The 22,467-nt window shown below is 74.0% G+C and carries 17 protein-coding genes; 6 read left to right on the forward strand and 11 right to left on the reverse strand.

Features of this window, described 5'->3' with window-relative positions:
- Window positions 1-10: 10 nt before the first annotated feature.
- Both ACIRS1_RS29320 and ACIRS1_RS29325 read right to left on the reverse strand, forming a co-directional pair.
- Complete coding sequence (locus ACIRS1_RS29320) at window positions 11-1,291, reverse strand: esterase/lipase family protein (RefSeq protein ID WP_402845007.1); 1,281 nt, start codon at window positions 1,289-1,291, stop codon at window positions 11-13.
- 356 nt (window positions 1,292-1,647) lie between these two features.
- On the reverse strand, window positions 1,648-2,325 hold the full coding sequence (locus ACIRS1_RS29325) for a GntR family transcriptional regulator (protein ID WP_402845008.1): 678 nt from the start codon (window positions 2,323-2,325) through the stop codon (window positions 1,648-1,650).
- A gap of 106 nt (window positions 2,326-2,431) precedes the next feature.
- Between ACIRS1_RS29325 and ACIRS1_RS29330 the strand changes: the two genes are divergently transcribed.
- From ACIRS1_RS29330 to ACIRS1_RS29340, 3 genes are all read left to right on the forward strand, one after another.
- The gene (locus ACIRS1_RS29330) at window positions 2,432-3,373 is read left to right on the forward strand and encodes a hypothetical protein (protein WP_402845010.1); all 942 of its coding nucleotides are present in this window, start codon (window positions 2,432-2,434) and stop codon (window positions 3,371-3,373) included.
- A gap of 169 nt (window positions 3,374-3,542) precedes the next feature.
- A complete protein-coding gene (locus tag ACIRS1_RS29335; RefSeq protein ID WP_360217769.1) occupies window positions 3,543-4,148 on the forward strand; it encodes a DUF1326 domain-containing protein in 606 nt (201 codons plus the stop codon).
- Window positions 4,149-4,922, forward strand: a complete 774-nt coding sequence (locus ACIRS1_RS29340) for a DUF2182 domain-containing protein (RefSeq protein WP_402845012.1) — start codon at window positions 4,149-4,151, stop codon at window positions 4,920-4,922.
- A gap of 71 nt (window positions 4,923-4,993) precedes the next feature.
- On the opposite strand, the gene ACIRS1_RS29345 is transcribed toward ACIRS1_RS29340, so the two are convergent.
- Entirely contained in the window at window positions 4,994-5,746 is a 753-nt protein-coding gene (locus ACIRS1_RS29345) for a L,D-transpeptidase (RefSeq protein ID WP_402845014.1), read from the reverse strand.
- Between the two features lie 213 nt (window positions 5,747-5,959).
- Window positions 5,960-6,274, reverse strand: coding sequence for a hypothetical protein (locus ACIRS1_RS29350; RefSeq protein ID WP_360217778.1), 315 nt, complete (start codon window positions 6,272-6,274; stop codon window positions 5,960-5,962).
- Between the two features lie 128 nt (window positions 6,275-6,402).
- On the opposite strand from ACIRS1_RS29350, the gene ACIRS1_RS29355 reads away from it, so the two are divergent.
- A complete protein-coding gene (locus ACIRS1_RS29355) occupies window positions 6,403-6,630 on the forward strand; it encodes a DUF6458 family protein (protein WP_360217781.1) in 228 nt (75 codons plus the stop codon).
- 42 nt (window positions 6,631-6,672) lie between these two features.
- Here ACIRS1_RS29355 and zwf read toward each other — a convergent pair whose 3' ends face one another.
- The 6 genes from zwf to ACIRS1_RS29385 all read right to left on the reverse strand — a co-directional run bounded on the left by zwf (window position 6,673) and on the right by ACIRS1_RS29385 (window position 18,668).
- Window positions 6,673-8,049 carry a glucose-6-phosphate dehydrogenase gene (zwf, locus tag ACIRS1_RS29360; RefSeq protein ID WP_402845016.1) on the reverse strand — a complete coding sequence of 459 codons (1,377 nt, stop codon included), beginning with the start codon at window positions 8,047-8,049 and terminating at the stop codon, window positions 6,673-6,675.
- Window positions 8,050-8,145: 96 nt separating this feature from the next.
- Window positions 8,146-9,726 carry a GMC oxidoreductase gene (locus tag ACIRS1_RS29365; protein WP_402845018.1) on the reverse strand — a complete coding sequence of 527 codons (1,581 nt, stop codon included), beginning with the start codon at window positions 9,724-9,726 and terminating at the stop codon, window positions 8,146-8,148.
- A gap of 229 nt (window positions 9,727-9,955) precedes the next feature.
- Complete coding sequence (locus ACIRS1_RS29370; RefSeq protein ID WP_402845020.1) at window positions 9,956-10,879, reverse strand: cyclase family protein; 924 nt, start codon at window positions 10,877-10,879, stop codon at window positions 9,956-9,958.
- Entirely contained in the window at window positions 10,880-12,700 is a 1,821-nt protein-coding gene (locus tag ACIRS1_RS29375) for a glycoside hydrolase family 15 protein (protein WP_402845021.1), read from the reverse strand.
- A gap of 429 nt (window positions 12,701-13,129) precedes the next feature.
- Entirely contained in the window at window positions 13,130-14,791 is a 1,662-nt protein-coding gene (locus ACIRS1_RS29380; protein WP_402845023.1) for a beta-1,3-glucanase family protein, read from the reverse strand.
- 238 nt (window positions 14,792-15,029) lie between these two features.
- Window positions 15,030-18,668, reverse strand: coding sequence for a CHAT domain-containing protein (locus ACIRS1_RS29385; RefSeq protein WP_402845025.1), 3,639 nt, complete (start codon window positions 18,666-18,668; stop codon window positions 15,030-15,032).
- A 137-nt stretch (window positions 18,669-18,805) separates the two neighbouring features.
- On the opposite strand from ACIRS1_RS29385, the gene ACIRS1_RS29390 reads away from it, so the two are divergent.
- Window positions 18,806-19,213 (forward strand): hypothetical protein, encoded by a 408-nt coding sequence (locus tag ACIRS1_RS29390; protein ID WP_360217802.1) that lies wholly within the window; start codon window positions 18,806-18,808, stop codon window positions 19,211-19,213.
- A gap of 3 nt (window positions 19,214-19,216) precedes the next feature.
- Complete coding sequence (locus ACIRS1_RS29395) at window positions 19,217-20,329, forward strand: hypothetical protein (RefSeq protein ID WP_402845027.1); 1,113 nt, start codon at window positions 19,217-19,219, stop codon at window positions 20,327-20,329.
- 189 nt (window positions 20,330-20,518) lie between these two features.
- Here ACIRS1_RS29395 and ACIRS1_RS29400 read toward each other — a convergent pair whose 3' ends face one another.
- Complete coding sequence (locus tag ACIRS1_RS29400; RefSeq protein WP_402845046.1) at window positions 20,519-22,294, reverse strand: S8 family peptidase; 1,776 nt, start codon at window positions 22,292-22,294, stop codon at window positions 20,519-20,521.
- Window positions 22,295-22,467 lie beyond the last annotated feature (173 nt).

Below are 22,467 nucleotides of genomic sequence, written 5' to 3' on the forward strand. Positions count from 1 at the left end.
CCGGATCTCCTCAGTTCAGCCAGCCGGCGACCTGCGCGCTCGCCGCGCTGTCCCAGCCGAGTTCCAGGTGGTTGGCGGAGGCGATCAGCGCGGTGCCGCCGACGGTGCCGAAGCCGGTGGTGTCCAGCGCACTGGCCACGAAGACCACGCCGTCGCTGGGGCCGCGATCCTCGTTGAAGATCCCGAGGATGTCGGGCGTCCCGCCGGCCAGCAGGTACGCCTTCACCGAGGAGGGCACCCCGGCCTGGCGCAGCGGGGCGATCAGCGAGCCGGCGTCGATCGCGGCCTGGATGCCGCCGCCGTCGGTGTAGAAGCCCTGCCCGCCGTAGTAGGTCGTGTACCAGTCCTGCTGGGTCTGGTCGACGCCGAAGACCGAGTCCCAGCGGGCCAGCATCTGCCGCTGCCCGGGGTAGTCGTCGTAGCCGCTCGTCGGTGTGAAGGAGAACTCCGGGTGCGCGGTGTAGGTGCCGTAGCAGGTCATGTGCAGGTGCGGAGAGGGGGCGTTGATCGCACCGCCGCACTGCGGCCAGATCGAGAAGTCGTGCGCCCACCCGTGCGCGAAGGGGTAGTCGTAGCCACCGTTCGGACCGCCCAGGGTGATCAGCTTGCGCACGTCGCCCGCGTACGCCCGGCCCCAGGCGGGCTTGACCGAGGAGGCGTAGGCCCGGGCCGACATCTCGCCCTTGCTCCAGCCCACCACGTCCACCTGCGGGACACCGAGCTTCGCGCGGATCAACGCGACCGCGTCGCCGACCTCCTGGGCCTGCATCAGGTTGTCGCCCTGCTTGTGCGCGAAGCCGATCGCGAAGACCCGGTAGCCCTGCCCGGCCAGCTTCTGCATCAGCCCGGTGCTCGGGCACGAGGCGGCGCCGCAGCCGTAACCGCCGGACTCGCCGGGGTTGGCCCAGGCCCGGTCCGGGTTGTCGTTGGCACCGTGCACCAGCAGCACCGGGACCTGGCGCGCTCCGGTGTTCCAGCCCGGGGCCGAGTAGAGCAGGAAACGGCCGGAGAAGGGCTGCTTGACGCCGCCGAAGAAGGTGAGCCGCTGGCCGTCCTGGTTGCCGCGGCCGTCCGGCGGATACTGCTCCTGGCGGAAGCCGGAGGTGGTGTCGAGGTAGCGCTCGACGCGGTCCCAGCCGTTGGCGACGCTGCTGTAGGTCGCCTCCAGGGTCAGGTAGGGCGGCACCGCCGCCGAGGCCGACCCCGCCGGAACGACCGCACCGATCAGCGCCAGCACGCTCGCGAGCAGCCAGCCCCAGCCTCTCCGCCCGCCACGTCCGTTCCTCCGCATGTGCGTCACTCCTCCTCGTTCGGCTCCCGTGCGCGACACGTTACGGATGCCGGAGTGCCATCCCTATGGCGGCGACACATACCTCGGGCGCCACAGTGTGGGCGTCCGCCACCTGGTCCACGGGATTCCCACGGCTCCCCGAACGCCGCCACGACCTCGCGGAGTTGCCAGGACGTCGGCTGCGAACGCGCCGAGAGGCAGCGGCGGACGGCCGCCGCGGCCCAAGCACCCTCGGAGGCATCGGATCACGCCTCCCGCCGGTCGACCGGCCAGGGGAGGATTCCCACGGGAACCGCTCCGGCAGGGAGGGCAGGGAGGTGGCTGCGGCGTGCCACGCACGCCTGGCAGGCCAGGGCCTAACCGTCGGTCAGGGCGGCCGCGGTCAGGGTGAGGTGCTGGACCAGGACCGCGGCGGCGGTGTCGGCGTCGCGGGCCAGCGCCGCCTCCTCCAGCATGCGGTGTTCCGCGACACCGTCCCGGTCGGGGGTGCGCTGCGCCGACCAACGGCGGGCCAGCTCGCTCGCCGTCCACATCCGGTCGAAGGTCTCCAGCAGGGCGTGGTTGCCGCACCCCTCCAGCAGGGTGCGGTGGAAGCTCCGGTGGGCTTCGGCCCAGGCGCCGGTGTAGTGCTCGCCCTCGTCCGGCAGATACGCCGGGGTGCGGGCCAGCCGGTGGTGGGCGGCCCGCACGCGGGCCTCCCAGTCGACGTCGCCGCGCTCGATGGACATGCGCAGGACGACCGGCTCGACGGTCCGACGGGCTTCCGCGATCTCCTGCCAGCGGCGGTCGGAGAAGGAGGGCACGGCGAATCCGCGGTTGGGCAGCCGGTCGGCGAGCCCCTCGCCGACCACCCGCACGAGCGCCTCGCGCACGACGGCCAGGCTGACGCCCTGCTCCCTGGCGAGGTCCTGCGGCTTGAGGGGGGCGCCGGGGGCGTGGTCCCCCCGCATGATCGCGTCCCGCAGGTGTGCGTAGACCTGCTCGGAGAGCATCTGCTTCCCCGGCGGGGTCGAGGAGTGCACCGTCTGAGTCATGGGCTCATCCTAGATGATCCGCAAGATAATCGATTATCGATGCTATGGTCGATTCATTGTTCTCCCGCGCCTGCCGATGGCCCCGACTCCCGGAGAAACCGCCACCATGCACCTCGACCCCCTCCCCCGCTCCACCCGCCCCGGGGGCGGCCGCGACCCGATGGACCTGGACGCCGTCCGCCAGGTCAGTCGCGCCGTCAGCGCCGCCCACCTCTTCAGCTACCAGGCCCCCGAGACCGCCGAGGCGGCCGCCGCACTCGGCGTGACCGACCGCGGGCCTGCCTACCTGGCCTTCCGGTCGGCCGCGCTGGGTACGGTCCCGTGGCAGGTCACGCTCGCGGCCTTCTACAACTTCAGCCCGCGCGCTGTCCGTGCCATGACGGGCGTCTGGGACACCGCACCGCCGGAACGGTGGCAGGCCGCCCGCTTCCTGGCCGTCGGCCGGGCGATGCGCCGCGCGAACGTCCACGTCACGGACGGCCACCTCGCCGAGGCGCGCGCACTCATCGACCCGGTCGTCGCCGGGGCCGACTACGCCGGCAAGGTGCTGGCCGCGGCGAACGCCTCGGTCGCGCTCCCCGCCGATCCCCTCGTCGCGCTGTGGCAGCAGATCACGGTGGCGCGCGAGTGGCGCGGCGACGCCCATCTCGTCGTCCTCGCCGACCACGGTGTCGGGCCGTGCGACTGCCTCGTCCTGCACACCGCGACCGGCCACCTCCCGACGGCCCTCGCGCGAGCGACCCGCCAGTGGGACGACCGGGAGTGGAACGCGGCGACGGCACGCCTCGTCGCGCGCGGCTGGCTCGACGCCGACGCCGGGCGGACCGGTGCCGTGCTCACCGACGCCGGGCGGGCGGCCCGCGAACGCATCGAAGTGGAGACGGACGAGCACTGCGCCGCGCTGTGGGCACCGATCGGCACCGCGGGTGCCCGCCGTCTCGCCGCGCTGCTCGCACCGATCACCACCGCGTTCCCCGGCACGTCCACCGGCGCGCCCACCGCCGCGGGGACGGTCCCGGCCACCCGTCGACGCCCCGATCCCGCCTGAACGGCCCCCGGCCTGAGCCGGACCGGGCGTCCGCCGCGGATCGGAGCGACCGGCCGGAGCCGCTGGTCAGGGCCACCGTCGACCCGCACGCCGGCGCGTTGCCGGGTGATCCCACGGGGAGGAGAATGGATCACGAGACGTGTGCCTCGGCCTAGGAAGGGAGCTTCCGATGGCATGGCGTATCGAGGGTACGTATTTCGAGAACTGCAACTGCGACATGGTGTGCCCCTGCTCCACCTCCGGCCTCACGGCCCCGGCGGACTACGACCGTTGCCGGGTCTTCCTGGCCTTTCACGTCGGGTCCGGCCAGGTCGACGACGTCGACGTGAGCGGTCTGACGGTCGCCGTGGTGGCCGACACCCCGCCGCTGATGAGCGACGGCGGCTGGCGGATGGGCGTGATCATGGACGAGGCCGCCTCACCCGAGCAGGCCGAAGCGCTCGGGGCGGTCTTCTCCGGCCAGCGCGGGGGCCCGATGGAGGCCCTGGGTCCGCTGGTCGGCGAGATGCTCGGCCTGGAGGTCGCCCGGATCGACTACGCCGACGACGGCCGGAACCACCGTGTGCGGATCGGGGACGCGGTCGACATCGAGGTCGAGGACTTCGTCTCGCCCCTCGACGCGACCGGCAGGGGCGTCAAGGTCAGCGGGGTGGGGTTCCCCGCCGACACCCTCGCGGCCGGAGTCGCGACGACGTCGCGGGTGAACGCCTTCGGCCTCGAGTTCGGGAACGAAGGGAAGAACGCCTTCTCGGCGCCGTTCTCCTGGGCGGCCTGAATGTCGTCACTGCTGACTCGACGGGCCGTCGTCCCGGCGAGCTGGGCGGCGCTGCTCGCCGTGGCGGCCCTGGCCTGGATCCTGACGGTCCGCAGTGCGTCCGGCATGGCGCCCGGACCGGGCACCATGGGCCGCGACCTGGCCGGATTCCTGGTCCTGTGGGGCCTGATGATGGCCGCGATGATGCTGCCCTCCGTCATGCCCGTCGTCTCCCTGTACCTGCGGACGCTGAGCGCCCGGACGACGGGGTGGACGCGCGCGGGCCGCAGCACCGGTCTGGTCGTCGGCTACCTGCTCGCCTGGGAGGCCTTCGGTCTCGCCGCGTTCGGCGTGGCCTGGGCGGGCGGCGAACTCGCCGCCCGGGCGCCGGACGCCGCGCCCTGGGTCGCCGCCGTCCTGCTGGCGGGGGCCGGCCTGTACCAGATGAGCCCGCTCAAGGACCGCTGCCTGAGGCACTGCCGCTCCCCCATCGGCTTCCTCATGCGTTTCGGGGGCTACTCCGGTCGGCTGCGCGACGTCCGCGTCGGCGTCTACCACGGGGGCTACTGCGTCGGCTGCTGCTGGGGCCTGATGGTCGTCCTGATCGTGGTCGGCGTGATGAACCTCGCCTGGATGGCCGGTCTGGCCGCGGCCGTGTTCCTGGAGAAGACCTGGCGCCACGGTAAGGCGTTCAGCATCGTCCTGGGCGTCGCCCTGATCGTCTACGCCTGCTTCGTCCCCTGGAATCCGGGCCTGGTCCCGGGGCTGTCCATGCCGCCGGACATGTCCATGTGAGCGGATCTCCGGCGGGACGGCCCCGGACCCCGGCCCGCCGAGGATGCCGCCGACCGTAGGATCCCCGCTCTTCAGCCGATGGCGATGACGGGGTGGTCGGCGGGGTCGATCCACCGCATGATCCCGGTCATGAAGGCGGCGGGGACGGCGACGCAGCCCGCGGTGGCCTCGGCCCCGGGGCCGAGGTCGTGCAGGAAGATCCCGGCCCCGCGGCCCTTCACCACCGGGGAGGTGTTGAAGTCGATCACCAGGACGTTCTCGTACTGGACGGGGTGGTCGATGAGGTGTTCGCTGCCGAGGGCGCCCTGATCGGTCAGGTGGAAGCCGCCCTCGGTGTCGGTGCGCATCCGGTTGTAGTGGGCGGAGGTCGGGTCCTGGACCCACCAGTCGTGGGTGGTGACCCGGTGGTAGGGCACCTTGGTGCCCGGGTCGGGGGCAATGCCGAAGCCCTGGGTGAGGGTGTAGGTGCCGGACGGCGTCGTCCCGGTGCCCTGGACGCGGGTGGGACCGTCGTGGAGGCCGCCGGACCCGATCCGCGCGTCGGAGGTGGAGGCGAGCGCCCGCCAGGCGCCGTCCTGCCGTGCCCAGGTGGTCACCGTGGCGCGGGTCCCGGAGGCCTCGACCGTGATCACCTGCTCGGCCCGGCCGACCGCCGCCGGTACGGGGAACGGGCCGTCGGCGCCCGCCGCCCGGTGGGCGGGGGCCGCACCGGTGACGGTCACGGCGACACCGAGCGCGGCGACCACGGCCACCCGGCGGCGCACCCTGCCGCGGCCGGCGGTCGGCCGGGTCCGCGAGCCGGCCGGGGAGGGCACGGAGGTCACAGGAGTCACTGAGGTCACTGAGGTCACGAAGGATCCTTCCGGCACGAACACACGGGTGGCAGACCGCGACGGCGTCCACGGCAATCGCAGTCTGAGCGCCCACCCGCCCGGGACCCGGGACCGACTCACCGGGCCCGCCGGATCGGGGGGCCGCCGTCCACCGCCGGGGCCCGGCGTTCCCGGGAGGCGGCCCGGCGGCGGCCCGGCGGGGGATCAGCCGACGTCGATGCCGGTGACCGCCGGGGTGCCGATGTCCACCGCGTCCTCCTGGTATCCGGCGGCGGCGAAGGCCCGCCGGGCCAGGCCGAGGGCCGTGTCGCCCGCCTCGCCGCGGTCGGCGGCCTGCACCTCCAGGCGCAGCACGAACGTGCCCTCCGGTTCGTCCAGGGTGAGGACGTCGAGGTCGGGTACCTCCACGCCGGCCTCCTCCGGGTCCGCACCGTGCACGACGGCCAGCAGGGTGCGGCGCGCGGCCTCCCCCACCGGTCGTCGGACGGTCCCCGGAACGGTGATCACGTAGTTGCCCATGGCGTTCGTCTCACCCGTGAACGGCGTCGCAAACCCGGGGAACCGCCGCCGATTTCCGCACCCGGCAGGTGTCGGTGCCCGGATCCGGGGCACCCGGGACCCAGCCGACTGACGAGGAGTGAGACGACATGGGCATTGGCGGCTGCATCGTACTGTTCGCCTCCGGCGCGATCCTGGCCTTCGCGTCGGACTGGCACGTGAAGGGTGTCGACCTGCACATGGTGGGCTGGATCCTGATGGCCGCGGGTCTGCTCGGCATGATCACGTACGCGAACGTGTTCCGGCGCCGACGGCTGGTCCGGCGAGTCGGGGCCGACGAGACGGTCGAGGAGCGGCGCTACTACGACGAGCCCTGAGCGGACCGTACGGCCCGTCCGGCGGCGGGTCCGGCGCGGGCCTCAGCCGGCCGGGTCGTACCAGGTCTCGCCGTCGGCGAGGAGGGCGTCGGCCTCGCCGGGGCCCCAGGTGGCGCGGGCGTACGGGTGGACCGGGACGGCGTCCCCGAGCACCGGGTCGACGATGCGCCAGGCGGCCTCGACGGTGTCCTGGCGGGCGAACAGCCAGCGGTCGCCGTCCAGTGCGGCGCCGATGAGCCGGTCGTAGGGGCGCATGTCCGAGCCCGGGAGCTGGCTGAAGGCGAGCTCCTCGTGGTTGGCCTGCCAGCCGCCGCCCGGTTGTTTGCCGGCGAGGGTGAGCGCCACCTCGGTCTCCGGCCAGATCCGGAAGCGGAGCATGTTGGTGGCGGGCGCCGGGCGCAGGCCGAAGACGTCGTGCGGGGCGCGCCGGAACCGGATGCTCACCTCGGTGGCCGTCACCGGGAGGCACTTGCCGGCCCGGATGAGGATCGGCACGTCGGCCCAGCGCCAGGAGTCGGCGGTGAGCCGGATCGCGGCGTAGGTCTCCACGGTGGACTCCGGGTCCACGCCGGCCACGTCCCGGTAGCCCTCGTACTGTCCGCGCACGATGTGGTCGGTGGCGAGTGGTCGCAGCGAGCCGACCGCGACGGCCTTGGTGTCCCGCCAGGCGCCCAGGCCGTGTCCGGCGGGCGGGTCCGCCAGGACGGTGGCGAGGACCTGCAGCATGTGGTTCTGGATGACGTCGCGGATCGCGCCCGTCCGGTCGTAGAAGCGGCCGCGGTCGGAGACGTCGAAGGCCTCGGCCATGGTGATCTGGATGCTCTCCACGTGCGTGCGGTTGAGCAGCGGCTCGATCACGGAGTTGGCGAACCGGGCGAACAGGACGTTCTCGACGGGGTCGAGCCCGAGCCAGTGGTCGACGCGGTAGATGGCGTCCTCGGGGAAGTACGTGTGCATGGTGGCGTTGAGGGCGCGGGCGCTGGCCAGGTCGGTGCCGAAGGGCTTCTCGACCATGATGCGGGCGTCCTTCGCGCGGCCCGCGCCGGCGATGCCGGCGGCGATCCGGCCGAACAGCGGTGGCGGGACCTCCAGGTAGTAGAGGGCCCGCCCGCCGGTGCCCATGGCCTCGGACATCGCCTGGTAGGTGGCGTCGTCGCCGAGGTCGCCGTCCACGTAGCGCAGCAGGCCCAGCATCTTGGTCGCGGCGGGCGCCCGGGGGTCCATGCCGTTGAGGGTGAGCGAGGCCTCGGCGTAGTCGCGGAACTGCTGCAGGTCCCAGCCGGCCTTGGCCACGCCCACGACCGGGACGTCCAGGACTCCGCGTTCGGCGAGGCCGACGAGGGCGGGGAAGGTCTCCAGCTTGGCCAGGTCACCGGTCGCGCCGAAGATCACCAGAGCGTCCATCTGTCCTGTCGTCATCGCCGACTCTCCTGTGGGGTACGGGTGTTCGGAACTTCCGGTCGTCCGGCGCGGCCGGTCGCCCGGCACGGCGGATCGTCCGGCGCGGCCGGTCGTTCAGCGCAGCCGGTCGGCGAGGTGGTCGCCCACCCGCAGCGCGTTGGCGATGGCGGTGAGCGACGGGTTCACGGCGCCGATGCTGGGGAAGAAGGACGTGTCCACGACGTAGAGGTTGTCCAGTTCGTGGGCCTTGCAGTCGACGTCGAGGACGGACGTCCGCGGGTCGGTGCCGAAGCGCACCGTGCCCGCCTGGTGGGCGGTGGCACCGATCGGCATGCCCTTGTGCAGGTAGATGCTGTGCGGGAGCAGGTGGTGCTCGTGCATGCCGAGTCTGCCCAGCATGCCCTGGAGCTTGTGGCGCAGCCGGCCGAGTCCGGCGGTGTTGTTCCGCTCGTCCAGGGCGAGGTGGATGTTGCCCTCGGCGTCCAGCGTCACCCGGTTGTCGGGGGCGGGCAGGTCCTCGCCGCACAGCCAGAAGTCGACGGCGTGGTGGGCGAGCACCTCGAAGGGCAGGTCGGGCGAGACGGCGCCCGCCCACCGCGGCGCCTCGCCGTGGATCTGCTCGGCGTCGGACTTGCCGAGCATCTGGATCCCGCCGAGCGGGTAGTCCCAGTCGTCCGCGCCCAGGTACCAGTCGTGCAGGGCGAGCGTCTTCTGGAAGCGGGTGGGGTTCGGCTCCTTGGAGACGGCCATCAGCGCGAGGTTGTTGTGCCGCAGGTAGTTGCGGCCGACCATGCCGGAGCCGTTCGCGAGCCCGTCCGGGTGCCGGTCGCCGGCCGATCTCAGCAGCAGGACGGCCGAGTTGACGGCTCCGCAGGCGACGACCACGACGTCGGCGGTGAAGGTGGCGGTGGCTCCGTCGCCGAGGTCGGCGACCACCCCGGTGACGGTCCGGCCGGTGGCGTCGGTCTCGATCCGGCGCACGTCGGCACGGGTGATCATGGTGACGTTGTCGTGTTCCAGGGCCGGGTCGACGCAGATCACCTGCGCGTCGGACTTGGCGCCGAGCAGGCAGGGGAAGCCGTCCACGCGGTCGCAGCGGATGCAGGCACTGCCGTGGAGGGGCCGCCCGTGCTCGTCCTGGGCCAGGTCGACGCCGATCGGCAGGTGGAACGGGTGCAGGCCGTGCTTCTCCAGGTCGTCGCTGAGCTGCTGGATGCGGGGCTCGTGCTCGACGGGCGGGAACGGGTACGGGGAGCTCGCCGGGCCCGCGGTCGGATCCTCCCCGTGGCGGCCGTGGACCCGGTAGAGCTGCTCGGCCCGGGCGTAGTAGGGCTCGAGGTCCGTGTAGTCGATCGGCCAGGCCGGGGAGGTCCCGCCGTGGTGGCGCAGTTCCCCGAAGTCCTCGGGGCGCAGGCGGAACAGTGCGGCGCCGAAGAACTTGGTGTTGCCGCCGACGTAGTAGTTGACCTCGGGCGGGAAGGCGTTGTCGTCCTTGTCGTACCAGTACTCGGGGGCCCGGTACTTCCCCTTGACGAAGACCGCGGTGGAGTCCCAGTTGTCCCGTTCGCGGGGCAGGTAGTCGCCGCGTTCGAGGAGGAGGACGCGCTTTCCGGTCGGCGCCAGCCGGTGGGCGAGGGTGCCGCCGCCGGCTCCGGTGCCGACGACGATGACGTCGTAGTGCTGATCGCCTGCCACGGAGGGTGTCCGATCTGGAGTCGTTGCCTGCCCTGCACCGTGTGCCCGCCCCCGCGGTGACCCTTGCGACGGGGGGTGTGACACCACCGCACCGCCGCCTGGCAGGACAAGTCCCGTCCTCTGCAAGCTACCTCCGACGCGGCCGGGCGGCACCTCAGGGAGGGTCGGGCAGGGCCCTGGCACGCCGCACACCCCGCACCCCGCACCCCGCACTGCCCGCCGGGGCCCTTCAGAGGATCGCGACCGGGTTCACCGGGGAGCCGGTGGCACCGGGTAGGCGCAGCGGCGCGACCACGCACAGGAAGGACCAGCGCCGCTCCCGCACGCAGAGCGGCACCAGCTCCTCGAACTGCAGGTAGTCCAGCAGGTGGACGCCCATCGCGTGCACCGCGAGCACGTGCACGGGGTAGTCCACGCCCTCCGTCCGGGACGGCGCGGCGTCGTTGTTGCCGTCGCTGCCGAGGGCCGCGACGCGCCGTTCGGCGAGGAACTCCATGGCGCCCGGGTGGAGCCCCGCACGGGCCGTCGCGGTGTCCCGGGCGCCGAGCTCGGACCGGCGCCGGCGGTGCCCGACCCGGACGAACAGCAGGTCGCCCGGGCCGACCCGGACTCCCTGGGCGGCCTCGGCCTCGGCCAGCTCCGCGGCGCCGACCTGCTCGCCCGGTTCCAGCCAGGGCACCCCGCGAAGCCGCGGGACGTCCAGCAGCACGCCCCGGCCGACGATGCCGTCCCGGACCAGGTCGACGGAGAGGGCCCCGGCCCCGTGCGGGGTGAGGGTGTCCGCGTCCGTGCCGCCGTACAGCGTTCCGTCGTACACCACGTGGCACAGGGCGTCCAGGTGGCTGTCGGCGTCGCCGTGCACGTTCATGGCGATGCGGTCGCGGGCGAAGGCCAGGCCCTCGGCGGGCAGCCGGCCGGCCACCGCGCCGGTCATCCCGTGGACGGCGGGCTCGGGGTTGTCCGGCCCGGGAGCAGTCTCCACGGGTGCGGCCAGGGAGACCCGCAGCCCCGACCGCACCTCGCGGGCCGCGGCGGCCACCCGGTCCGGGGTGAGCTCGGCGAGGGCGCCGCCCGGCCGGTCGCGGCGCAGCCGCCGGTACAGGGCGCGGAACTCCGCGGCGCCGAGCGCCGCCGGCGCCGGGTCCTGGGCCATTCAGGACCCCCGCTTCGCGTCCAGGGCGCTGTCCAGCGTGTTGGCCGCCATGATCAGGGAGAGGTGGGTGAAGGCCTGCGGGAAGTTGCCGAGCTGCTCGCCGGAGGGGCCGATCTCCTCGGCGAACAGGCCGACGTGGTTGGCGTAGGTGAGCATCTTCTCGAAGGCGTAGCGGGCCTGCCGCAGCCGCCCGGCGCGGGCGAGCGCGTCGACGTGGAGGAAGGTGCAGAGGCTGAAGGTGCCCTCGGAGCCCCGCAGTCCGTCGGGCGAGGCGGCGGGGTCGTAGCGGTAGACCAGGCTGTCGGAGACGAGCTTGCGCTCCATCGCGTCGAGGGTGGACAGCCAGAGCGGATCCCGCGGCGCGAGCAGGCCGACCCGGGGCACGACCAGCAGCGAGGCGTCCAGGACGTCCCCGTCGTAGTGCTGGACGAGCGCCTTCTCGCGCTCGCTCCAGCCCCGCGTCATGATCTGCTCCAGCACCTCGTCGCGCGTCCGGCGCCAGCGCGCGATGTCGGCGGGGCGGCTGAAGTGCTCGGCGAGGCTGATGCCCCGGTCGAAGGCGACCCAGGTCATCACCCGGCTGTAGGTGAACTCCTTGCGCCCGCCGCGGGTCTCCCAGATGCCCTCGTCGGGCCGGTCCCAGTTGTCGGCGAGCCAGTCGAGCATCCGGGCCGTGGCCTTCCAGCCGCGGTAGCCCGCCTGGATGCCGATCTCGCGCGCTTCTGTCAGCGCGTACATCGCCTCGCCGTAGATGTCGAGCTGCAGCTGGTCCATCGCGGCGTTGCCCGCGCGGACGGGGTACGAGCCGCGGTACCCCTCGAGGTGTTCCAGCACCTCCTCGGTCAACTCCGGGTCGCCGTCGACCCGGTACATGATCTGCAGCCGCTCGCCGGGCAGTTCGAGCCGCTCGTGGAGGCGGTCGCCGAGCCAGCGGGTGAACGCGCCGGCCTCCTCGTGGAAGCCGAGGTCGAGCAGGGCGCGCACGGACAGCGAGGCGTCCCGCACCCAGGTGAAGCGGTAGTCCCAGTTGCGCTCGCCGCCCACCTGCTCGGGCAGGCCCGTGGTGGCGGCGGCAATCGGCGCGCCGGTGGGGGCGTAGGTGAGCAGTTTCAGGGTGATCGCGGACCGGCGGACCATGTCCGTCCAGCGGCCGCGGTAGTTGGCGGTGCGGACCCAGTCCTGCCAGAAGTTGACGGCGTCCCAGAGCCCCTCGGTGATCTGCTCCTCGCTCGTCGGGGGCGGCACGGCGCCGTCCGCGGCGCAAACGGTGAGCACGGCACCGGCCGTCTGACCGGCGCTGAGGGTGACGGTGCCGGCCACGTCGTCGCCGCTGCGGTGCAGCGGGAAGGTGCTGCGCAGGTGGAGGGCGATGCCGGGGGCGCGAAAGGCGGCGTACCGGTCGTCGAGGTGGAGTTCGTGCGGCGCGCGGCCGTAGTCGAAGCGCGGCCGGCAGTCCAGGTCGAACGTGACGGTGCCGCGCACCACGCGGATGCCGCGGACCACGGTGTGCCGGTCGGTGGCGCCGCCGGAGGTGAGCGGCGGCATCCAGTCGATCAGCTCGCCGACGCCCTCGGGGGACATGAACCGGGTGACCAGGACGGCGGTGTCCGGGTAGTACAGCTGACGGTGGGTGACGTCCTCGGCGGTGGGGCAGATCCGGAAGTGGCCGCCGCGGTCGTGGTCCAGCAGGGCGGCGAAGATGCTCGGCGAGTCGACCCTGGGAGCGACGAACCAGTCCATCACGCCCTTGGCGGAGACCAGCGCGACGGTCTGGAGGTCACCCACCAGACCGTGGTCGGCGATCGGCGGGTAGCGGTCCATCAGCACACTCCGAGTCCGTGATCTGCCCCCGGCACGACGCTAACGGAGGCGTTTTCGTCCCGGCCGTTCCCGTCGACGATGTCGGGCGACCTGCCCCCGTACGGCCGAACCGCAACGCGGCGGCGGACCGCTCGCCCGCCCGCTCGCGCCGGGCCACCCGGCTCGGCGTCGGGCCGCACGCACGGAGCCGGCGGGCCCGCGACCGCGCGGGACCGCCGGCTGCTCTCCACCCGTGCCGGGACCGGAGGGGGTGCAGCAGATCAGGGGTTCGACGAGCCGGGGCAGATCAGGGACTCGACGGGCCGGGCGGAGCAGGGACTCGACGGCCGGGCGGAGCAGCGGGGCTCAGGCGACGCCGGGAGAATCCGGACGAGCGCCGCGTGGGCCGTACGGGCCGGGCCGCCCGGGTCGTCGTCCGCGCGGCGGGCGTCAGTTGAACGTGAACCAGTTGAGGTTGACGAAGTCGGCGCCCTGTCCGCTGGCGAAGGTGAGGTAGACGGTGTGGGTCCCGGTGGTCCGGGTGATGTCGGCGGGCACCGTGCGCCACGCCTGCCAGCCGCCGGTGTTGGCGACGGCGAAGCTGCCGACCGGTGCGGCGGTCGGGCTGTCCAGCCGGACCTGGACCAGTCCGCTGACGCCGGGGGCGGCGCCGGAGGCCACCCGGGCCTGGAAGCGGCTCGCGCCGGAGCCGCCGAAGTCGACGCCCGGGTAGGCGAGCCAGTCGCCGTCGGCGATCCAGCCGACGTCCCGGCCCCCGCCGGTGTCGCCGCAGGTCTCCAGCGCGGTGCCGGACTGCGAGCCGTAGGACTCGGCCTGGATCGTCCCGAACGCGCTGGTCCCGCCGCCGGGTTGCGGGGACGGACCCGGGTCGACCGGGCCCTGGCCGCCTCCGACGGTGACGGAGAGCAGGGTCGGGCTCGACGACTGCACCCGGCCCTCGAAGTCCACCCCGGCCGGGTGGACGTCGTCGTACGGGAAGGCGTAGCCGAGGTGGTCGGGGTTGGTCGCGTGCAGGATGCGGGCGTAGTGGTTGGTGCGGGCGGCGGTGTAGAAGGCGGCCGGGTTCTCGCCGGTCGGCTGGTGCGGATCGTCCAGCAGGGTGGTGCGGTTGAGCGCGGCGGCGATCCGGGCGCTCAGGTTGCCCATCAGGTCGTTGCCGGTGGTGAACGGTGCCGAACTGCAGTTGAAGACGGCTGCCGTGGAGGGCCGGGCGAAGCCGCCGACGCCGGGGAAGGTGAGGACGCCGTCGGCGGCGACCCGGCCCGTGACGGTGCCCCAGCCGGCCTGGGTGTCGATCACCAGGTCGGTGCTCCGGTACTTCTGCCAGACGGCGGCGAGGTAGCCGTCGAGGTAGCCGTCGAACAGTGCCGGGTCGGCGCTGATCGCCGTGTTGGGGCTGAGGATGCGCAGGGTGCGGCCGGCGGAGTCGGGGACGATCAGCCGGGCCCAGTCGCCGCCGTCCTGGGCGGCCTGGGTGCGCAGCGCGCTCGCGACGGACTCCAGACCGCCGGCGGGCAGGCCGCTCACGCGCTGCCGCCCGTCGCCGGTGGTCAGGTCGAACGCGATCGGGACGGCGGCGAAGTCGACGTAGCTGATGTTGGCGTACAGCTGGTCCGGCCCGTAGGTGAACTCGCAGAATCCGTAGGAGATGGCGATGTTGGGGTCGGTGGGGTTGCTCACCGACGGCAGCGCGATGCCGGGGCCGGGGTTGATCAGGAAGGTCAGGGGGCGGCCGACGGAGAGGTAGATCCGTCCGCTGGAGAGGTAGGGCAGCCGGATCCGGCACGGGGTGGCGCCGGGTGCGCCCAGCGCGATGGCGCAGTCGGCGCCGAGCGGCGCACCCGGGGCGGAGGGGGACGGCGGGTGGTAGAGCGTGCTGCCGTCGGAGCGCAGGAAGGCCCAGCTGTTGCCCCGGGCCGGGTCGAGGCCGAGGACGTGGGCGTAGACCGGCTGGGAGGGGACGGCGTTGACCAGGTCGACGTCGAGCTGTTGCGGGGTGGTGCTGCCGTTCGCGGTCTGCGCGAGGGCGAACAGGGCGGGCGCGGTCAGGGCCGCGACGGAGGCGCCGAGCACCTTCCGGCGAGTGATCACGGGGGCTCCCGAGGGGGTGGGGGCGGCCAGGGCCGGTGGGGGCGGCCGAGGAACGGTCAGGGCCGCCGGGGGGACGGCGAGGGGGGGCGGTGTGGACGGCCTGGCAGCGCGGGTCGCGCTGCCTCACCGTCAGACTCCCGCCCGGACCCGGACACGTCAATATCTGTAACCGTAAGCAGCCCTTAAGCCTGAATGTGTTGATTTCTTGAAGGCGAGTCACCCGGCCGCGCTCGGCCGCTCAGGCACCCGCGTGCAGGTAGGCGGCCCACAGCCACGGGGAGTCGTTGAAGGTGAGCGGGGCCGGCAGGCCGTGGCCGTCACGCACCCGGCGGACCGCCCGGTGGAGTGCACGGGCCGACCGGTCCGGATCCGGGCGGGCGCCATCGGCCCCGAGGCCGGCGTAGAACAGCCTGGCGACGGTGACGGCCATCTGGTCGTCGATCTCCCAGAGCGTGCCGATGACGTGCGGGAACCCGGCGAGCTGGAAGGCGGAGGTGAGGTGGATGGCCTCGTCGAGCAGTTCGGAGGTGTCGATGGCCGCGGTGCGGCACGCCGACAGGTAGGCCAGCCGGGCTCCGTCCAGCGCGACGGACGCGAGTCGCCCGACGGTCAGCGGCGCCTCCGCGTGGTCGTGGAGCAGCAGCAGGCTCCGGGACGGGTCCGCCGGGTCACTGGACCCGTGGCAGGAGAAGTGCGCGATCGCGCAGTCCGGCAGCTGGTCGAGGACGCGGGCCCGGGTCGGCACCGAGGGCTCCCGGTGCGCGGGGCCGTCCCCGGGCTCCGGTTCCCGGAGCAGGACCGCGTCGGGCAACCGCTCGCGCAGCACCGCGACTTCGTCCTCGACGTAGTGCAGACGGCCGTGGTCCGGAAGGCCGGGTGTGGTCGGCATCGCCACGATCAGGTTCCGTGCGGCCGGCGAGGAGGCCGCGGTCCGGGCGCGTTCGCGGGCGTGGCGCAGTGCGCGGACGGTGGGGGTGTAGGAGGAGACCACCCGGTCCATCACGGTGCGCCGGTGCGGCGTGCCCGGCGGGTCGTCGTGATGGCCCGAGGCGTGCAGGGGCAGCAGGCCCAGCAGCCCGCCGGGCACCCACCACACCCGCGGCCAGGCCTCCTCGGTGTCGCCGCGTCCGTGGAGTCCGAGGGCGCCGAGCACCGGGCCGGTCGCCGTGTCCCACAACCACTGCAGGACGGTGACCAGGGTCTGCTGCGCCGCCAGCTGCTCGGCCTCCTCCCCGCCGACCGTCAGCGTGTGCAGCGCGTTGCGGAAGGCGTTCACCCGGTCGGTCACCGCGCGGAGGGTGAGACCCGGCAACGCGATGCTGTCGATCCCTTCGGTCGTGACCAGCAGGGCGTCGCTGCGGTACCCGCTGATGTTGAACACCACGACGGGCCCCTCGGCCGCCTCGGCGACCAGCTCCGCCTCGGCCGGCGGCCGGGCGAACCCGGTGAAGTCGTCCAGGGCCCGGATCTCGGCCAGCAGGGCGGCGAAGTCCCCCGCGGCGCGGTGCCGGTCCCGCACCGGTCCCCGCCGTGACGGCCCCTGGTCGGCCGCCTCGCTGCGGAGCCGGACGGGGGTCATGGTGTCCGCGGGCATGTCGAGCTGGTCGCGCAGCTCGACGTAGCGGGTCGCGAGACCGGGGTGCCGGTCCCGGAGCTCGGTGAGGTCGCCGCGGGTCTCCAGGGCCTGGCTGAGCAGGACGGCGCGCCCCGTCTCCAGCAGCCGCAGGGCGCGTCGGGCGCGTTCGGGCGGGGTGCCGCCGGGCGCGGCGAGCGCGAGCGCGGCGGCCCGGCCCGCCAGTCCGGCGACCTGTGCGACGGCGTGCTGCTGGTCGCCGCGTTCCAGGCGGCGCGGGGCCACCTGGGGCAGCCGCAGCACCGCTTCCTCGGCCACGTCCGCCGCGTTCCCGTACTCACCGCGGTCCGCCAGGAGCCGGGCGGCCCGGTCCCCGGCCTCGACGCCGGTCAGGGGGGTGACGGCCGCGTCCACGGCCGCCACGTGGCAGGAGGTCGCCTCCTCGAGGTCCTCCGGCGCCGCGGACTGCCGGAACCGGATGCTCAGCATGCCCCCCAGGTTGGACAGCAGGACCGCCCGGTCGGGGTGGCCGGCCGGAAGGGACTCGACCGCGAGTCGTCCGATCCGGACGGCCTCGTCCAGGTCCTCCGGTGCACCGTCCCGCTGCGACCGCATGACCAGGGCGTTGGCGAGGTTGGACGACTCCATGGCGCGGCCGGCGCCGGCGGGGGCGAGCCGCACCGCCTTCTGCGCCACCTTCACCGCCGCGTCCAGGTCCGCCCGCGCACCGGACCGCTCGAAGCGGGTCTGCAGCGCACTGCCGAGGTTGGCGAGCGCCGCGGCGCGTCCGGGCTCGTCGCCGGCAGCGTTGACGGCCTCCTGCAACGCCCGCACCCCCCGGTCCAGGTCCGCCGACACCCCGGTCCGCCGGAAGCGGGTCAGCAGCGCACCGCCGAGGTTGCCGAGCACCATCGCCCGCACGGTCCGGTCCGCCGCGGCGGCCGCGGCGGCCACGGCCTCCCGCAGGACCGTCACCGCCTCGTCCACGTCCGCGAGCGCACCGGCCCGCTGGAACCTCCTGAACAGCGCGGTGCCGAGGTTCGACAGCATCCCCGCACGGTCGCGGTCGTCCTCGGGGGCCGCGGCCACCGCCTTCCGCAGCCACTCGACCGCGGCGTCCGTGTCCGTCAGCGCCCCGGTCCGTTCGGCCCGTTCCGCGAACCTGCCCCCGAGGTTCGACAGCATCACCACACGGTCGACCGACTCGCCGGTGTCCACGGCCTGCTGCCCGAGCACGATGGCCCGGTCCAGGTCCGCCGCCACGCCCGTGAGCTGGTACCTGGCCCACAGGGCCCTGCTCAGGGTGGAGATCACGGCCGCGTGGTCGCGGCCCTCGGCCGGGCTCTGGTCCGCCGCCCGCTGCCCGACCTCGACGGCCTCCTCCAGATCCGCCGGCACGCCCGCGTGCTGGTAGCGGGCCCGGAGCACCGTCCCGAGGTGGGACACCCGCGCGGCGTGCTGCGGATCGTCGGGCGGGGTGGCGTCGGCCGCCTTCCGGAGGCACCCGACGGCCTCCTTCAGATCGGCGTCCACCTTGGTCACCTCGAACCTGCTGGCCAGCGCGATGCCCAGCACCCAGACGGCCGTGACGGCGCCTGGGTGGCCGGGGCGGGCCTCGGCCAGCGCCTGCCGCGCAGCACGGACGGCGGCGTCCAGATCCGCTTCCGCTCCGGTCTCCTGACCGCGGGCCTGCAGCAGGCCTCCCAGGTGGGTCAGCCAGGTCACACGGTCGGGGTGGTGAGCGGGCGCGGCGGAGGTGAGCTCCTGGAAGCACGCGATGGCGAGGTCGGTGTGGAGCAGCGGGCGGGGGCCCGGACCCCAGTCCCGGAGCGCCTCGGCCAGCAGCGCGAGCCGTTCGGCGTGCGCCGGCCGGTCGGCGGGTGTGGCCGCCAGGACACTGCGCAGCATCGTCACGGCCGAGATGCACTCGATCCGGCCGGGGGACGCCTGAGCGCGCCGGAGCGCCTGGACGGCGCTCGGGGCCACGGCCTCGGCGAGGGCCGGGAGCAGCGGCTCCGGCAGCCGGTCCTCGCCGAGCGCGAAGCACGGGGCGAAGGCCTCGACGGCCGCCGTCATGTCGGCGAGCGTCTGTTCCCCGGGCGGGGCGAGGTACCGGCCGTACACGCTGCGGCTCCAGTAGAACCACCCGAGGGCGTAGCGGACTTCGGTGTCCCCCTGGCCGTGCTCCGCGGCGAGCCGGCGGGCGTCCCGCAGCGCGTCCGGCCCCAGGACCGACGACGGGTCCCTGGTCTCCTTCGTCCGCTGGATCCGCGCCCACGTCGCCGCCAACAGCGCCTCGCGCATCGTGCCTCCACATCGCTCGCGGTTCGCGATGCTAGTTGCACATTCCTTTCCCCGGAGGGGAGTTGCTCCGATACCCTCCGAAAGGGCGGCCCGGGACGACAGGTGGGGCCGTCGGTACCAGGGGGGTGGAAGAGCACATGCCTCGACCCGAGGAGACCGCACGGCGGTTGGGCATCGTCTGTGCCCGGGAGCAAGAGCTCGGGGCGCGGCTGCGCGCCGGTCCGCTCCGGAGCGACGCCCTCGTCCGGGACCTGCTGGAGGCCGTCCGTCAGGGCGAGGACGTGGCGGATCGGGTGGACGCGCTGCACAACGTGCTGGTCGCGGTCGGTGTCCCCCAGGGCCTGTACGCCTACGACGAGCACGGGCGGACCGGCGACCGGGGTGTCCACGTCGCCGGCGCCGACCGGGGCCGGTCGGCCGAGCCCGTCTACCTCTGTCCGCTCGGCCCGGCCGCGCGGTGCGGGCGCTTCTGGTGGCAGCAGGGGCCCGTCCCCGTTCCGCGGTGTGCGGTCAGCGGGGACGCCCTGTGCCGTGAGCGGCTGTAGCCGGTGGGCGCGCTCCTGGGGGAGCTCGGCAAGAAGCTCGCGGAGCGGTGGCTCTCCCTGCTCGTCCTGCCCGGTGCGCTGTACCTGGCCGTGGCCCTCGCTGCCCGCACCCTCGGTCAGGCCCACCCCTTCGACCTGTACCGGCTCGCCTCCCGGATCACCGGGTGGGCCAAGGCCCCGGTGGCGGGCTCACCCGGCGGCCAGGTGGTCCTGCTGGGAGCCGTCCTGGGCGGTGCGGCGGGCGTCGGGCTGATCGCCCAGGCCCTCGGTTCCCTGGCCGAGCGGATCCACCTGGCCGCGGACTGGCACACCTGGCCCGCGCCCCTGCGGGCTCTCGCGCGGCGGGCCACCGACCGCAGGACCCACCGCTGGCTACCGCGTGCCAGGGCGTGGCACGGTCTGCGGAACGACGCCGGCGAAGCCCGCGCGCTCGCCCGGTTGTCCCGGCCCGGGCCGGCCCCCGGCACCGCGAGCGTCGACACCGCGGACGGCGACTCGGCGGACGAGGACGCGGACCTGCGGCTCGCCCGGTCGGCGATGGTCCGCGTCTCGCCGGAGCCGCCCGAACGCCCGACCTGGAGCGGCGACCGCGTCAACGCCGCGGCCCTGCGCCTGGAGCGTGACCAGCACCTCGACCTGGCCGTCCTCTGGCCGCACCTGTGGCTGGTCCTCCCCGACACCGTGCGCACCGAGATCACCGCCGCCCGACAGGGCCTCACCCGGGCCACCGGGCTGAGCGCCTGGGCACTGCTCTACCTGCTGCTCGTCGTCTGGTGGTGGCCCGCCGCCCTCGTCGCCGCCGCCCTCGCCCTCGCCGGCCGGCACCGCACCCGGGCCGCCGCCGACGGCTACGCCACCCTCGTCGAGGCCGCCGCCCGGCTCCGCACCCGCGATCTCGCCGCCCACCTCGGGGTGGATCCCGCCAGCAGGTCCACCCAGGAGCTCAACGAGCTGCTCATGCTCCACCTGACGGCCAGCGCTCCCCCGGATCCGGGGCCGGAACCGGCACCGGGCCCCGCCGCCACCGCACCGCAACCGGCCCCCGCCCCGGCACCGGGCCCCGCCGCCGGCGCACCGCGACCGACCCCCGGCGCCACGGCTCCCGAGAGCCCCTGACCGGCGCCCGGCGCACCGGTCCCGGCGTGCACACCGCCGAGGCCGACGCCGCGGCCGACCGTGCTCGCCAACACCCGTGCTCCGCCAACACCCGTGCTCCGCCGGCCCCGGAGGGTGGGCGGAGCACGGGTGTTCGGGCTGCCGCGGCACGAGGTCCGTGCCGCGGCAGCCCGGGAGCCGTCCGACGGATCAGAAGGTGAGGTTCCAGGAGTCGACGGTGCCGGTGTCGCCGGAGGCGCCGTCCTTCACCCGGAGCTTCCAGGTGCCGTTCGCCGCGCTCGCGGCGGCGTTGACGGTGTAGGTCTTGGCGACGTTGTCGGTGCTGTCGTTGTTCGGGAAGTCCTCCAGGAGGTAGACCGTGCCGTCCGGGGCCACCAGGGAGAGGACCAGGTCACCGCGGTAGGTGTGCTTGATGTCCACGCCGACCTTGAGCGTCGCGGGCGCGTTGCCGGTGACGCCGGTGACGGTGATCGGGCTCTCCACCGTGGTGTTGTCGGGGATCGCCACGTCGGCGGTGTTCTCGAAGTACTTGCCGGTGGGCGGGGTCGTGCCGCCGACCGCCTTCAGCGCGTCGACCTGACCCTCGCCGAAGAAGCCGTTGTCGGCGGTGGTGCCGGTGCAGCGGCTGTCCGAGGCGGGGCAGGCCAGGTCGTTGGCCTGGGTCGCCAGCCGGGCCCGGATGTCGGCCGGGGTGAGCGACGGGTCGGTGCTGGCGATCAGCGCGGCGACCCCGGTGACGTGCGGGGAGGCCATGGAGGTGCCGCTCTTGGTCCCGTACTTGCCGCCGGGCAGGGTGGAGTAGACGCCGGTCGCGCCGTCACCGCCGGGCGCGGCGACGTCGATGACGCCCCGTCCGTAGTTGGAGTAGGAGGCCTTGCCGCTGCCGCTGGCCGTGGCGGCGACGGTCACCACGCCCGGGAGTTCGGTGGGGATGTCGAGGCAGGCGTTGGTGATGGTCCGGGTGACCTTGGTGGAGTCGTTCGGGCTCTCGGTGTCCGTGGTCTTGTTCGCGAGGTCGTAGTCGGCGTTGCCGGCCGCGGCGACCTGCAGCGAGCCCTTGCCCTCGGCGTACTCCTGGGCGCGCTTGACGCCCTCGATGATGGCGGCCTGGTCGAGGTCGTCGGGGCAGTTGAACTGCCACGGGTCGGTGTAGTAGCTGTTGTTGGTCACCTTGAAGCCGTGGTCGCCGGCCCAGACGAAGCCGCAGACGGTGTTCTCGGCGTAGAACAGGGTGCTGGTCGGCTCGGCGATCCGGACCGAGGCGATCTTCACGCCGGGCGCGACGCCGATGACGCCCTTGCCGTTCTTCGCGGCCGCGATGGTGCCGGCGACGTGGGTGCCGTGGGTGTCGACGTCGCGCCAGGCGCCGGTGCGGGCGTCGGCCTTGCCGTACGCGCAGGAGACCGAGTCGGCGGCGTCGAAGTTCGGCGCGAGGTCCTGGTGCTGGTCGTCCACGCCGGTGTCCAGCACGCCGACCTTGACGGACGGGGATCCGGTGGTCACGTTCCAGGCCTGGTCGGCCTTGATCTGGGTCATGTCCCAGCGGTTGGACTCGGCCAGCGTGGTGGCGGCCTGCGCGGGGTTGGCCGGCAGGGCCGGGTTGTAGGCGTCGGCCGGGACGTCGGAGGTGCGGGTCGCGCCCACCTTCTGGATGCCGGTGACGGTCCGCAGGGCGGCGGCGAAGCCGGCGCTGGTGGAGTGGGCGACGACGACGCCGATCGCGTCGTAACTCGCGAAGACCGTACCGCCCTTGGCGGCGACGGCGGTCTTGGCGGCGGCGACGTCGGCGGGCGCGCTGATGACCAGGTAGGCGCGGGTGCCCGCGGCCCAGCCGGCCGCCGCGCTCGCCGGAGCGGCCGCGGGTGCCGCGGGCGCCGTGACGCCGGCGGGGACAGCGGGCGTCGTGGTCGTCGGGGCGGCGGTCGCGAGCGCGGTGGGGGTGGCGAGCGCCATCGCCGAGAGCACGGCGAGGGCGGCGACCGGGCGGCCGAGCCGCCGGGATATCAGGGGTGACACGGGTCCTCCGATTCGGACCGTGCGTGAGGGGGGATCGCACGGGAATTGAACGAAACATGCCACATTGGTGAGGACTTGGGGAAGGCTTTACGCCCGACGAATTTTCCCGGGGCCGTCTCCAC

The sequence above is a fragment of the Kitasatospora sp. NPDC101176 genome (genome assembly GCF_044768035.1).
In the GTDB taxonomy this organism is placed as follows: Bacteria; Actinomycetota; Actinomycetes; order Streptomycetales; family Streptomycetaceae; genus Kitasatospora.

Bases quoted from the DNA above. Each gene is read 5' to 3' on its own strand.
- ACIRS1_RS29320 (WP_402845007.1), bottom strand. From the start codon at position 1,291: ATGCGGAGGAACGGACGTGGCGGGCGGAGAGGCTGGGGCTGGCTGCTC.
- ACIRS1_RS29325 (WP_402845008.1), bottom strand. From the start codon at position 2,325: ATGACTCAGACGGTGCACTCCTCGACCCCGCCGGGGAAGCAGATGCTC.
- ACIRS1_RS29330 (WP_402845010.1), top strand. From the start codon at position 2,432: ATGCACCTCGACCCCCTCCCCCGCTCCACCCGCCCCGGGGGCGGCCGC.
- ACIRS1_RS29335 (WP_360217769.1), top strand. From the start codon at position 3,543: ATGGCATGGCGTATCGAGGGTACGTATTTCGAGAACTGCAACTGCGAC.
- ACIRS1_RS29340 (WP_402845012.1), top strand. From the start codon at position 4,149: ATGTCGTCACTGCTGACTCGACGGGCCGTCGTCCCGGCGAGCTGGGCG.
- ACIRS1_RS29350 (WP_360217778.1), bottom strand. From the start codon at position 6,274: ATGGGCAACTACGTGATCACCGTTCCGGGGACCGTCCGACGACCGGTG.
- ACIRS1_RS29355 (WP_360217781.1), top strand. From the start codon at position 6,403: ATGGGCATTGGCGGCTGCATCGTACTGTTCGCCTCCGGCGCGATCCTG.
- zwf (WP_402845016.1), bottom strand. From the start codon at position 8,049: ATGACGACAGGACAGATGGACGCTCTGGTGATCTTCGGCGCGACCGGT.
- ACIRS1_RS29370 (WP_402845020.1), bottom strand. From the start codon at position 10,879: ATGGCCCAGGACCCGGCGCCGGCGGCGCTCGGCGCCGCGGAGTTCCGC.
- ACIRS1_RS29375 (WP_402845021.1), bottom strand. From the start codon at position 12,700: ATGGACCGCTACCCGCCGATCGCCGACCACGGTCTGGTGGGTGACCTC.
- ACIRS1_RS29385 (WP_402845025.1), bottom strand. From the start codon at position 18,668: ATGCGCGAGGCGCTGTTGGCGGCGACGTGGGCGCGGATCCAGCGGACG.
- ACIRS1_RS29390 (WP_360217802.1), top strand. From the start codon at position 18,806: ATGCCTCGACCCGAGGAGACCGCACGGCGGTTGGGCATCGTCTGTGCC.